The 13,671-nt window shown below is 47.3% G+C and carries 9 protein-coding genes; 2 read left to right on the top strand and 7 right to left on the bottom strand.

Annotated features, from left to right (window positions below):
* Nucleotides 1-141: 141 nt before the first annotated feature.
* Nucleotides 142-1,902 (top strand): class I mannose-6-phosphate isomerase, encoded by a 1,761-nt coding sequence (locus tag BMW79_RS21240; protein WP_089897863.1) that lies wholly within the window; start codon nucleotides 142-144, stop codon nucleotides 1,900-1,902.
* 36 nt (nucleotides 1,903-1,938) lie between these two features.
* Complete coding sequence (locus tag BMW79_RS21245) at nucleotides 1,939-3,315, top strand: sugar porter family MFS transporter (RefSeq protein ID WP_089897865.1); 1,377 nt, start codon at nucleotides 1,939-1,941, stop codon at nucleotides 3,313-3,315.
* Between the two features lie 27 nt (nucleotides 3,316-3,342).
* Here the strand turns inward: BMW79_RS21245 and BMW79_RS21250 are convergent, their stop codons facing one another.
* From BMW79_RS21250 to BMW79_RS21280, 7 genes are all read right to left on the bottom strand, one after another.
* On the bottom strand, nucleotides 3,343-4,104 hold the full coding sequence (locus BMW79_RS21250) for a glucosamine-6-phosphate deaminase (protein ID WP_089897867.1): 762 nt from the start codon (nucleotides 4,102-4,104) through the stop codon (nucleotides 3,343-3,345).
* 11 nt (nucleotides 4,105-4,115) lie between these two features.
* On the bottom strand, nucleotides 4,116-4,787 hold the full coding sequence (locus tag BMW79_RS21255; protein ID WP_089897868.1) for a carbohydrate-binding family 9-like protein: 672 nt from the start codon (nucleotides 4,785-4,787) through the stop codon (nucleotides 4,116-4,118).
* A gap of 33 nt (nucleotides 4,788-4,820) precedes the next feature.
* Nucleotides 4,821-6,008, bottom strand: coding sequence for an N-acetylglucosamine-6-phosphate deacetylase (nagA, locus tag BMW79_RS21260; protein ID WP_089897870.1), 1,188 nt, complete (start codon nucleotides 6,006-6,008; stop codon nucleotides 4,821-4,823).
* Between the two features lie 11 nt (nucleotides 6,009-6,019).
* A complete protein-coding gene (locus tag BMW79_RS21265; protein WP_089897872.1) occupies nucleotides 6,020-7,654 on the bottom strand; it encodes a RagB/SusD family nutrient uptake outer membrane protein in 1,635 nt (544 codons plus the stop codon).
* A gap of 10 nt (nucleotides 7,655-7,664) precedes the next feature.
* On the bottom strand, nucleotides 7,665-10,631 hold the full coding sequence (locus tag BMW79_RS21270) for a SusC/RagA family TonB-linked outer membrane protein (RefSeq protein ID WP_089897874.1): 2,967 nt from the start codon (nucleotides 10,629-10,631) through the stop codon (nucleotides 7,665-7,667).
* Nucleotides 10,632-10,777: 146 nt separating this feature from the next.
* On the bottom strand, nucleotides 10,778-12,109 hold the full coding sequence (locus tag BMW79_RS21275; protein WP_089897876.1) for a sugar MFS transporter: 1,332 nt from the start codon (nucleotides 12,107-12,109) through the stop codon (nucleotides 10,778-10,780).
* Nucleotides 12,110-12,113: 4 nt separating this feature from the next.
* Entirely contained in the window at nucleotides 12,114-13,670 is a 1,557-nt protein-coding gene (locus BMW79_RS21280; protein WP_218150400.1) for a beta-N-acetylhexosaminidase, read from the bottom strand.
* Nucleotide 13,671 lies beyond the last annotated feature (1 nt).

Genomic DNA, 13,671 nt, shown 5'->3' on the forward strand with positions numbered 1-13,671 from the left:
CATTTCGATATATGTTTGTACATACATACATATTATTATTGAATGATTAATACTGTAAAAACTTCCTTTTTCTTCCAACAGAAGAAAAGGATTTTATAGTATTGATCCAGCTGTTGCACGACAACGATAAATCATCAGACAATGAGAAAAACTTCACAGGCGCTATTACCTCTAAATACACCCGCAACAGATACAGCAGTATATAATATTTACCCCTTTTTTATTTCCGGTGAAAAAGTTGATACCGGATTCGCTACGCTGGCAGCCGCTATCGCCAACGAAAAAGTAATTATCATCGATGGTTATGGTGGTGTGTTATGGGAAAAACTCAGGGAGCACCTGCAAGCAGCGCTGAATAAAGAAAATAAAACTATCGCCTGGTATAACATCAGCAATTGCTTAAAACCTGCCGCAGAAATAGCTGGCATGATCGCCCCGAGCATGAACGGAGACGATCCGGTATTCGGAAAAAAATATACGGGCGACCTGGTAGATTTCTTTGATGTGCAACAGTTGAAAGGGATTCACCCCGATCCAACGGCGGATCTTTTCATTGTGTACGGTACAGGCGCTGCCCTCGCAGGCGTGAACGGAAAACTGCTGTATGCAGATGTACCAAAGAATGAAATTCAGTACCGTATGCGGGCGGATGCTATCACCAATCTTGGCGCCGGTGAAACAGCAGCGCATTCCCAGATGTACAAGCGTTTCTATTTTGTTGACTGGCCGGTACTGAGCAAACATAAAGCAAAATTACTTCCTCATATAGATTACATTATCGATGAGCAACGTGTACAGGACATTACCTGGATGAGCGGAGAAGCTTTCCGGAATACACTGCAACACATGCTTAAACAACCGTTCCGGGCAAGACCCTGGTTTGAAGCCGGCGTATGGGGCGGCGACTGGATGAAAAAACACATTCCCCAGCTCAACCAGGACGAAGTGAATTATGCATGGTCCTTCGAACTGATTACCCCTGAAAACGGGATTGTGATTGCAGGCGACCATCACTTACTGGAGGTATCTTTCGATTACCTGCTTTTTGCAGATAATCAAAAACTACTTGGCAAAGCCGCTGAAAGATTCGGGACAGAGTTTCCTATCCGCTTTGATTTCCTCGACACGTACGATGGCGGTAATCTCTCTATCCAGTGTCATCCGAGAACGGCCTATGCGAAGGCTTATTTCGGGGAGAATTTCACGCAGGACGAAACGTATTACATACTTGACTGTGAACCCGATGCCAATGTGTACCTGGGTTTCCACGAAAAGATCAACCCTGAGCAGTTCAGAACTGCGTTAATAGCTGCACAGGAAAAGGGTACTGAGCTGGAAGTGGAAAAATATATACAGAAATTCCAGGCACATAAACACGACTTATTCCTCATTCCCAACGGCACAGTGCATGCCTCCGGGAAAAACAACATGGTACTCGAAATCAGCAGCACGCCTTATATTTTCACGTTCAAAATGTACGATTGGCTACGACTGGGTCTTAACGGACAACCACGCCCTATCAATATTGACCATGCCATGAACAACCTTTACTTCGACCGGAAAGGTGATTATGTAACCGAAAAATTAATATCGCAGCCTGTAGTGGAAGAAGAATGGGAAGGTGGCCGTAAAGTAAAGTTGCCTACCCATGAAGAGCATTTTTACAACGTTTACCGCTACGAATTTACCGGCAGCATCACTATCGCCACCAACAATCAATGCCATCTGTGTATGCTGGTAGAAGGAGAAAAAATATCCGTTGAGAGTGACGGTAATTCATCTATCTTCCATTATGCAGAAACATTTGTGGTACCTGCAGCGGCCGGAAGCTATACTATTACCAATACCGGCAAAGGAAAAGCCTTTGTAGTAATGTCGCACGTGAAAGATGACCATTGCTGAGCGGGCTTTTGAAAACATCTAATTATACCTGAACTTATGATCCACGGAAAAACAAACCAGTTTATCATTTTCATCACGCTGATTGCAGCATTGGGAGGCTTCCTGTTTGGCTTTGATATGGCTGTTGTAAGCGGTATTATTGAGCCGGTTAAATTACAGTACGGACTGTCGGCTTCACAGGAAGGACTGTTTGTTTCCTGCGCACTGCTGGGTTGTATTGCCGGCGTAGCATTCTCCGGGTATCTGAGTGATAAAATAGGCCGGAGAAAGGTATTATTCATTGCCGCCTTTCTCTTTCTCATCAGCGCTGTAGGATTTGCTTTTGCAAAAGCCTATGCTGTATTGATATTCTTCCGCGTACTGGCCGGTATGGGTGTAGGTGTGGCCTCCAATATCTCTCCGCTCTATATTTCGGAAATTGCACCCGGGAAGAAACGCGGCGCATTGGTTACCTTCTACCAGCTTGCCATCACTATCGGCATCCTATCCGCTTACCTGAGTAATCTTTTTTTACAAAGAAATGCTGCCGCTCATGCGGGTGGTGGCAATGGCTTATTATACTGGCTGTTTATTGACAATGTATGGCGGGGTATGTTCCTCGTGGCCGTAATTCCCGCTGCCATATTTGCCCTCTTACTGCTGATCGTACCGGAAAGTCCACGCTGGCTGGTGCAATACGGAAAACCGGAGGAAGCACTGACCGTACTAAGAAAAATCTCCGGTGAAGAGGACGCATTAGCTGAACTAAAATCCATCCGGGAAGCAGCTGCACAACCAAGGGGCGGTTTGTCTGAATTGCTGCGTTTACCCTTGCGTAAACTACTGGCGCTGGCGGTGGTACTTACTGCATTGTCGCAACTCAGTGGTATCAATGGTATTATCTTCTATGGTCCCACTATCATGAAATCGGCGGGTATCATCACCAACGACGCCCTGCTTTACCAGGTGATTCTCGGCGTGGCCAACGCGGTTTTCACTATCGTGGCTATTCTTAAAGTAGATAGCTGGGGCCGTCGCCCGTTGTATTTATATGGCTCCATGTGCGCGGCGCTGGCATTGATGTTAACCGGATTTTGCTTTCTGCTGGGTATTACCGGCTGGCTGATGCTGGGGGCCATCATCCTCTTCCTGTTATTCTTCGCACTGTCACTGGGACCTTTAAAATTTGTGATCTCTACTGAAATATTCCCCACGCATATACGTGGAACGGCTGTATCGGTTTGCATTATGACCATGTGGGTAGCCGACTGGGTGGTAAACCTGCTGTTTCCGCTTATGAGAGATGGCTTAGGCATAGCGGTAACGTTCTTCATCTTCGCTTTTTTCTGTTTGCTGTCATTTTTCTATGCTAAAAGCAAACTGATGGAAACGAAAGGCAAAAGTCTGGAAGAGATTGAGAAAATGCTGACCTGAGATGGCCAGCATTTTCTTAACATTCACTCAACCTAAGTATTTCGCACTATCCGTATCCAGAAAAACAACAACGCCTTCATGTGTTCTTAAAACAGTCGACGGAAAATCCGTACATATAGGTTTCCTCACGGTATTGAGCACCGCCTGAGCCTTGGTACTACCGGGTACTACACAATTGATAACTTTTGCCCGCATCAGCGCCGGAATGGTGAGCGTTAATGCTTCGGTTGGCACCAGATCCAGGCTGGCAAAACAACCATCGTTTACCTGCTGCTGGCGGCAGGCAGGATCCAATTCCACTACCTTTACCTGTGCCGGGTCGTTAAAGTCAGCCACAGGCGGATCGTTAAAGGCCAGATGCCCGTTCTCCCCTATCCCCATACATACCATGTCAACGGGATAATTTTCGAGCAACCGGGTATACCTCGCACATTCATCTTCCGGATGCCCCACATTTCCATCCAGGTAATGAACAGATTTGAAATTCACTTTTCCAAAGAGCCTGTCTTTTAAAAAATTACCGAAACGCTGTGGGGCTGCATCATCCAGGCCAATATATTCATCCATATGAAATGCGTTGATCTGCTGCCATTGAACATCCCGCTGCAGCAATGCACGAAGGAATTCTTGCTGTGAAGGTGCCGCAGCAAAAATAATATTCACTTCTTCCTTTACTTTCAATACCGCTTCAACGGCCGCCACAAAGCGATCGGCAGCGGCTTCTCCCATCAGTTCCCTGGACAGATAGATCTGCACCCGGGAAGAAAAATCGTTTTTTTCAGTTGTCATTTGATATAAATTTAAAGGGAATTATGATAAATCTGCATCACCGGTGAAAATACCAGGTTTCCAAAGAAATCCTTCTGATGAAAATCAGGAGATGCGGCGTCAATCATATTCCAGCAGAGGTAATGTGGCTCCGGAAGACTATCACCACACTTATAAAAATTGCCGGTGGCATGGAGATCCCGGAACCGGAGATGCTGGTTTAAAAAGAAAATATCCTGATGGATCACCAGCGTAAGCTCCCAGTTGTACATCCTTTTTGAATTTTCAAAAAAGGTATCAATAGTGGTGAGTGACCGGATCTTCGCGATCTTTTCATCATCGATGAGTTGTCGCTGATCCCGCTTTTTCCCATAGCCTATCTTTGAAACACCTAAACAATTAAACTCCATATTGTAGTAGTTGCCGCTATTATCCAGGGCCAGGAAAAACTCCACGCAGCTGTCTTTATGGATGTCGCCATTGATCGTTGAACTGGCCGTTAAATATGGTTCCGCCACCTTGTATTGAAGAAAGATAGCCGTATCACTGTAAGCGATACGGCAACTGGCTTTCACCCTGGCCGAGTACTGAGGCCAGGGGTTCTTGCTGATCTCTATTCCCGGAAGCCTTCTTAAATAGTTTGCCAGGTAATTGATACCGGCATCCTCCCGCAGTTCGAAATAAGGTACTTCGATTGTTTTCAATGATGATAAATTTTGACCCGATAATGGATGAGATTAAGACTTCCTGTGATAAACGACATTGCCACCGACAATCGTCATGTCAATATTGATATTGTTATCGAAGAGAATGATATCGGCGTCTGCACCTTTTATCAAAGCACCTTTCCGTTCGCTGATACCGAGTATGGAAGCGGGTGTATGACTAGCCATCCTGACCGCATCGCTCAACGGAACATCCGCCAGGTTAATCATGTTGCGGACCAGCTGATCGGCTGTAGCCACACTTCCCGCAAAGGAAGACCGGTCTGGTAATTTTGCAACACCATCTTCTACGATTACCGGCAAACCGTTATGTAAACTTCCCAATATGCTTTCCCCATCCGGCATATTGGCGGCCCGCATGGCATCGGTGATCAGGGCGGTATGTTCAGGGCCTTTGATTTTGTACACCAGCTTTAGCAGGGCCGCCGGTAAATGGGAACCATCGGCTATAATTTCCACTGTCATATCGTCGATAAGATAGGCGCTTTCTATAACCCCTGCATAGCGATAGGCAGCGCGCCGCGATACCCCCGACATACAGGAATAGAAATGCGTGGCATGAGTAAAGCCTCTTTCATAGGCCAGCACCACTTCTTCATAAATAGCGTCGGTATGTGCAATGGCCGGCAGGATCTGCTTACTGCGTAAATAATCTCCCAACTCCAACGCGCCGCTCAGCTCGGGAGCAGCGCTCCATCTCTTAATGAAGTTGGCTCCTTCTACCAGCTCCCGGTATTCCTGCGGGTCCGGATCGCGGATATACCGGGGATCCTGGGCGCCTTTCTGCTTCATACTAAAGTAAGGCCCTTCAATATGTAAACCAATAAAGGAAGCACCCTTCACATTCTGCTCATCGGCCACCCGGTAGGTGGCCAATGTATCCAGCAGGTCCTGATTTTCACAGCTTAAAGTGGTGGGCATTAATGCAGTAGTACCAAATAAGGCGTGGGTTTGCGCTATACCTAAAAACGCTTCCGGTGTGTTGTCCATAAAGTCAAACCCACCGCCGCCATGCACATGCATATCAATAAAGCCCGGTGAGATATATTTCCCACCGGCATCAATGTTCACTGCCCCTTCCAGGTCTATGTTGCCCGGACTTACTTCCAGGATCTTTCCGTTGCCCACAAGGATACAACCGTTCTTGATGGTGCCTTGCGGGCTCAGGATATTGCCGTTAAATATCTTTAAGTAGTTCATAAGTACATCTTCTAATAGCCAGGGTTCTGTTCCAGCACGGCATCTTTATTCAGATCAATTTCCGATTGCGGAATAGGCAGCAGCAGGTTGGTGGCGGAGATACCGGTGATCTTCTGACCTCTGTTTACCACTCTTTGCAATAAGGTACCGGTACGCATTAAAGTCATACGGCGGTTTTCTTCTGCGATCAGTTCCCTCGCCCTTTCATCCAGGATAAAGTCCATCGTAATCATTGCTTCGGTTACTTCAGGTGCTTTTGCCCGCTTTCTCAGCACATTGATACTTTCGGCAGCGCCGCTTTTATTCCCTTGTTTAAAGCGGGCCTCTGCAAGCAAGAGATAAGTTTCGCCTAACCGCATAATGATAAAATCCTTGATCATACTGCTGCCAAATGTATCGTTCGGATCAAACTGGTCCCATTTATTGGTTTTAGGCACAATGTTCCGGTTGGTGTCTACACCCGGACCAGCCACCAGTTGACCATAATTGGGGGAAGACGGATTGTTGTAATAGTATTTCCTCCGCAGGTTGTATTGGGAATTACGCATGTCGCCGGCGGGGTATAAGTTCAGCACGAAGTAAGTTAAAGCGATACGGCTGATCCCGCGCCCACCAAGACTATCACATAAAAGCATACCGGGCGTATTGTAATAGCGGCTGCCCCACACCCTGCGATGCTGTGATCCTGTAAAATGATAATCCGGGAAGCGGCCGTCTACATCCGGCCCGGCGCCATTGGGTACAGATGCCGGGTTTTCTGTTTCCTCTACCCAGATGGCTTCTGTATTCCCCTGCACCCGCCGTTGGTTACCGAAAATAAACATATCCGCATAAGGATCGCCGGGTTGGGAGGCCTTTACGCCGTAACGGTTTTGAATCAGGCTAAAATCACCGCTGCTGATGATGGTATTGCATTCGGCTTCTGCTTCGGCATCCTTGCCGCCTATACGCAGATAGGCTTCTGCCAGGAGTTGGGAGGCCATGGCTTTATTTGGGAGCGACTTCGACACCAGGTCATCAATCGAAGGAAGATTCACTTTGGCAAAATTCAGGTCACTTACAATCAGGTCATTTACGTCTTTCAATGGCGCCCTTACAAAATCCGTCTTTGGTGCTGTCAGTGGCGCTATGGTGATAGGCACCCCTCCAAAAAGAGTAGCCAGGTAATTATAGGCCAGGGCCCTGTAAAACATGCCCTGCGCTTTAATACGGCTGCGGAAAGAGTTGCCCAGCGGAATGGAGGGCTTATCAATATTCGCAATCACCACATTGGCGTTGTTGATGATATTATATGCCCATTTCCACACAAACTCCGCTGAAATATCTCTTGAAGTCAGCTTCTCATAGTTGGTATAAGGAATGGCAACGGGGTCGATGTCATCGGGCGCTTTGTTATACGCTACATCTGTTCCCATCTGCCATACGGCCAGGAAGCCCTGGTTACCGTTGCGGTCCTCGTTCATGGTATTCCACAAGGAATACTGGCTTTGCAAACCTACAATGCTGGCCTCAAAAGCAAGCGAGTCGTTCAGCGCTTCGGGCGTAAACTTCGTATAAACTTTCTCATTGAGAAAACTCTTTTTACAAGCCGGCAGTACCAACACTGCTGCTGAAAATATCGCGATAGCTATTTTTATCGTTTTCATATCCGTATTATTAGCGTAATGTGATGTTAGCACCTATGATGAATGTCCGTACCAGCGGATAGTTATCCTGCGTATCCCCGCTAGCGCCGTAGCCAGCCTCCGGATCCCAGCCAAACCAACTGGTAAAGGTGGCGAGATTTCTGCCGCTCACGTAGGCACTCAGGCCGCCCAGATGCCATCTCTCCACCAGGTTCTTTGGAAACAGATAGCTCAGTGTAACATCTTTGATGCGGGTATAGCTGGCGTCTTCTGCATACCCGTAGTGACGGTAATTCACATAGGTCAGTTTAGGCCGGACGTTGCTTTTGTTGGCGGCTGTCCAGTAACCTAAGCCACTGGGCAGGTTTTGTCTTCCACCAAAATCCTTAAAATCTATCGCATTATTGTTGGTGGTAATACCCTGTGCTGTTTGTATGAAGATATTGAGCGTAAAATTCCTGTAGTGGAAGGTATTCGTGATCCCACCCGTCCATTTGGGAATGGTTTGCCCGATCACCCGCTGGTCCTTTCCGTCGGAGCTGATGGTTTTGTTACCATCAAGATCTGCGAATTTAAGATCGCCGGGTGTAGCGCCGGGGTCCTGGCTGGAAGGATCTTCGCCCTCCTGCCAGATACCCTGTAATACGTAATCATAAATCACGTTCACCGGTTGCCCGATAAATAAGCGGTTGCCCCTGTCGTCTTTTTTATCACCATACAGGTCAACGATCTTATTCCTGTTGGTAGAGAAGTTCAGGTTCGTTTCCCATTTAAAAGCAGCATTGGTAATGTTCTGTGTCCGGAGTGTTATTTCCAGTCCCCTGTTGGCCACTTTCCCGATGTTTGATACTACTTCCGTATAGCCGGTAACCGTTGGTAAGGCGCGGTACAGCACCAGGTCTTTTGTGCGGGTATTGTAAGTTTCGATGGTACCGCCCACCCGGTTGTCGAACAGCGAGAAATCGATCCCGATATTTCCGCCATAGGTACTCTCCCATTTCAGATCCTGGTTGCCCAGCAGATCAGCAATAACGCCGGTAGCAGGTTTTCCGTTCAACGGAATAGAGGTAGTTTTAAAAGTAGAAATAGTAGAAGTCGGGATCACGGCCGACTGGTTCCCGGAAATACCATAGGAACCGCGCAGTTTTAAGTTGTTGATGAATTTCAGGTTTTGCATAAATGGCTCATTGCTGATATTCCAGCCTAAGGCAACGGAAGGAAACAAACCATATTTATTGGTGCTGGCGCCAAAAGGCGAATAGCCGTCGCGGCGCGCGGTGGCGGTAAACAGGTACTTGCTGTTGTACGTATAGTTCACCCGCAGCATCTGCGACACCATATTGGTTTTTATCGCCTCAGAAGATCCTGATACGGTGGAAGCACCCTGCAGGTTATCAAAGCCCAGCACATCGTTGATAAAACCCGAAGCAGTAGTGGAGGAAGAGAAATATTTATCTTCCTGGGCACTGTAAAGTCCGGTCACATCCAGATGGCTTTGGGTCCAGTCTTTCTGATACGTCAGTATATTTTCTACTATCCATTTCTTACGGTCTGAGTTTGCCACATTGGCTGTTCCGCCAACCGTATTGCCGGCCAGGCGTCCTTCGTAATTCTGGAACTGTGTGGGTGTATAGGTATAAGCGGCGTTTACCCGGTATTTCAGGCCTTTAAATGGCTTCAGCTCCACGTATACGTTACTGATAATATTCTGCCGGCGTTCATTGCGGATATTGAGCGTGGAAAGCATCGGACTCTGGATGGCCTGTTCGCCTTCCATGGGGAAGATGGCGTAAGTGCCATCCGGATTGGTGAACCGGCCATAAGGACTTACCTCTGATGCCTGTTTTAAATTGGCGCGGCCACCGTCGGAATTGTTAGCCGTCAGATAGAGATTAACGCCGGCACTTAAATAATCCGTGAGGGTGGCATCGATATTGGAACGTATGCTGGCGCGTTTATTCTGATAGCCTTTGATAACACCTTTCTGGCTGAAATAGTCGCCGGACACATAGTACTTTACATCCTGGTTACCGCCGGAGATACTTAACGTATGGTCCTGTATAAAGCCTTCCTGCGATATTTTATCCAGCCAGTTGGTGGTAGTACCGGTGGCATAATTCTGCTGTTCATAGAGATTCGGGACTTTGAAATTATTGTCTACTCCAGCCTGTTCCTTATAGTCCGCATATTTCTGTACATATTCATCAGGTCCCATGGGCTTTAACTTATGGGCGAAGTCTTCATAACCGGCGTAAGTATTAAAAGTGATAGCCGCCTTCCCTGTTTTACCTCTTTTCGTAGTGATCAGAATAACGCCATTGGCGCCCCTGGTACCGTAAATGGCTACGGCGGATACATCTTTCAGGATATCTACAGATGCGATATCGGAGGGCGCAATATCGCTTAAAGAGCCGTTTTCAAACGGAATGCCATCGATAACGATGAGCGGGTCTGTTTGCCCGTTAATGGTATTTACGCCTCTTACCAGTACACCGGGCGATTTACCGGGTACGTTGGTGCTGGTAGAAATATTGATCCCCGCTACCGCACCCTGGATGGCCGACATCACGTTGCCTACCGGCAGCTGCGACAACCGGTCTTTGGGTACGGATGCTACCGAACCGGTAATATCGGATCGCTTTGCGGTACCATATCCCACTACCACTACTTCAGACAACGCCTTGTTGATAGCGCTCATGCTTATCTGCAGCCATTCTCCGGGAATGGCTTTCACTTCCTGCGCCTTGTATCCAAGACTGGTAATTTCCAGCACCACGTCGCCGGGAACTTCCAGTTTAAAGATGCCCTGCGCATCAGAAACGGTGCCGGTAGCCGAATTTTTAACTTTTACGGAGGCGCCTATGACAGCCTCTTTTGTGTCCGTGTCTGTTATCTTCCCCGTGAGGAGTTTGTGCTGTGCATCAACAGTGATGAATGCGGCCGGCAGCAGCAAGAGCATGGACACCATCCTTTTTAGTGGCATCAGGTAAAGGTTCATGTCTGATAAATTTAATTTTGGTTAATAAATGTCGGTCACACCGTTAACGTACACGGAATAAGGTCAAAATAAAATCCCGGTGGTGGGATTCAGGAAAATCAGGAACGTTGACGGGAATTACCCTGGTATTTTTTTTCAGCTATTGATCATTCCATCGACAATCGTTTTGTACTTCGCCACGACTTCAGCTTATACCCATAAAGTGCATAGAAGCACAGGTACATATAGCAGGGCAATAATACCCAGTAGGCGCCACGTACATTGTAGCGATCGGCCAGGTAGCCATAGATCAGTGGCAGTACGGCGTTTCCGCTCAGGCCCATGATGAGGATGGAAGCGCCTATTTTAATGAATCGTCCGAGTCCGTCCATCGCCAGCGGCCATATACCCGCCCAGATCATCGAATTGGCAAAGCCCAGCAGCACGACAAACCAGATAGAGATATGCGTATGATGTCCGAATAAAACCACGTTCCCGTTTGTATAAATGATCAGGAAAGTAAGTACCACACCCGCAAAAGTGCAGATCCGGAGGGCGAGCAGCTGGCTCAGGTATTTTGGAATCAGCGAAATGCCCAGCACATAACCGATCATCGTTGCAGCAAGGGTATAAGACGGAAATGCCTTTGCCTCCGGTAGCGAAATTCCCATAGAATGCGCATAACCAATCACGGTATCCACCGCAAGCACCTGGGAACCGACATGTAAAAAAATGGCGATCGCCCCCAGCACCAGGTGCGGAAACTCAAGGATATGTTTCTTTCCGGAGGTGATGGCGGCCACCTCCGCGCTTTCCTGATCCGTATCAATTTCCGGTAAAGAGGAGAAGCGTACAAAGAAACCCAATACACCTAAAATAATTCCTACTACGGTATACGGCACGACTACACGCTGCGCCAGCCCATCCAGCACCAGCGCCCTGGCAGACGACGACATCCCTCCGAGTTCTTTAAACAGCTGTGTATCCGTGGGCCGGAGTATCACCGCCGCAAATAATAAGGGAGCAATAATGCCAGCCAGTTTATTACAGATGCCCATGATGCTGAACCTTCTGGCGGCGCTTTCCTTTGGCCCCAATATGGTGATGTAGGGATTGGCCGCCGTTTGCAGAATAGCCAGACCGGCGCCAAGGGTGAATAGTCCCAGCAGAAACAGTTCGTACGTGCGGGTATAGGCAGCCGGTACAAAAATAAACGCGCCCGCTGCCATGATCCAGAACCCGGTCATCATACCTCTTTTAAAACCCACTCTTTCCAGCAGCATAAAGGAAGGCACCGCAAACACCAGGTAGGAAATATAAAAAGCAAATGCCACCAGGTAAGATTGCAGGTTATTCAACTCGCAGGCAATCTTAAAGTACGGGATCAGGATGGCATTGATCCAGGTGACAAATCCGAAAACAAAGAATAACCCCGCAATGATGGCGATCGGGCCCCATCCGCTGTTTGCCTGTAAAGGAATTGTTTTTTGTTGCCCCATAGTGTTATCGGTTGGAAGAAAGGGTTTCGTACAGCGCCTTTATTTTCTCGTTCCTCAGCTTATTCTCTTCTTTTAATTCCGGGAGATAGTAACTATCCTGGTTGAGCCGGATGAAACGCTCATCAATGCCATCTGTATCGAGTGCTTTCAGCTCTTTTAGTAAACCCGGTATCATGGCGGCATTAAAGCTATCCGCATTAAAAGCCATTTCTACTTTCATGTATTTCAGGTATTGCAGCCTGATATCCGACATTAAACGGTAATGCTCAAATTCAGGGATATTTTTTACAGGTTTCAACGTTTTGAAGATCTCCGCTACCTGTGCGGCTGAATCCACTAATTGAGAAATACTGAGCGGACTATCCATAATTTTTCCCTGCACAATTTCCACCGGTTTTACCGTTAGCGCAGTGCGGAATAATTTTGCATCGGTTCCATTCAATCCATATTGCGTGGTAGCATAGCGTTCAATAAATTCACGGGGATTTAACTGCAGCCCATGGTTCAGGCTATACAGGTAGGCATCTGCCAATATATTAAACCCGGTTAAGGGATATACATGCCGGATGGCATGCAGGTAATAGATATCCCGATCGGTTTCAAAAACCGGGGAATACACGCCGGAGGTAGACCAGGAGGTCATTACCATGCCTTTATAACCCAGCTTTGCAGATTGCGGAATAAAATCGGCGATATTTTTAAAATGCTTACTCCAGTCGGTCAGGAAATAATTATCCGGATGACTCCTCAATGCCGGGGCGCCCCAGATCTCAAATCCATAGGACATCAGTTTTTGATGGTCGCCAAAGCGATTGAGGTCCCAGCCATAGTTCCAGTCCACCAATATCGTTTCCTTTGGCAATAGCTTCAAAGCCTCCGGATATTTCATCGCAATATCCGCCCATAACACCGGCCGCTTGCCGAGGCTCACTACAATGTTGCAGATCATGCCGATGTAATCTCCATATAAACGGGCCATGCCCACTTTCTTTACCTTTTCCCGGGAAGCCTCCGAATGTCCTAACAGGTACGTTTCATCTCCCCCGATATGGATATAGGGAGAAGCATGTGTACTGATCATCTCTTTGAAAAGATCCGTAAACAAGGCCTTTGCTTCTTCTTCCTTTAGCGGATTTATCTGCGAATAATCTTTCTGATCTTCTCTTAAATCCGCGTAGCGATAATGTTTCAGGATATACTCCACATGCCCGAAACTCTGCTGCAACGGTATCACATCGATGCCGATACTGCTGCAATAACTGACAAATGATCTGACTTCCTCCTGCGTGTAATGATAACGGCCGGAAATAACGGCATGTTTCACAAAAGGGTAATTGGCCTCCCATTCCATGATGATGGTATTGATGCCCCCCTTACTTAATTTCAGGGCGAAAGCCTTGAGGGCAGACATTTTCATCACCTGGATACGCAGATCAATATGAAACGCACGTACCGGGAATTCGTTTTGCGCATTACCGGAACTGTAAAAGGCGATCATGAAGAAAAACGTCATGATCGTAAAGCGTTTTTTCAGCACGGAAATAAAATGATAGTTCAACATA

The sequence above is a fragment of the Chitinophaga arvensicola genome (genome assembly GCF_900110835.1).
GTDB classification, from domain to species: Bacteria; Bacteroidota; Bacteroidia; order Chitinophagales; family Chitinophagaceae; genus Chitinophaga; species Chitinophaga arvensicola.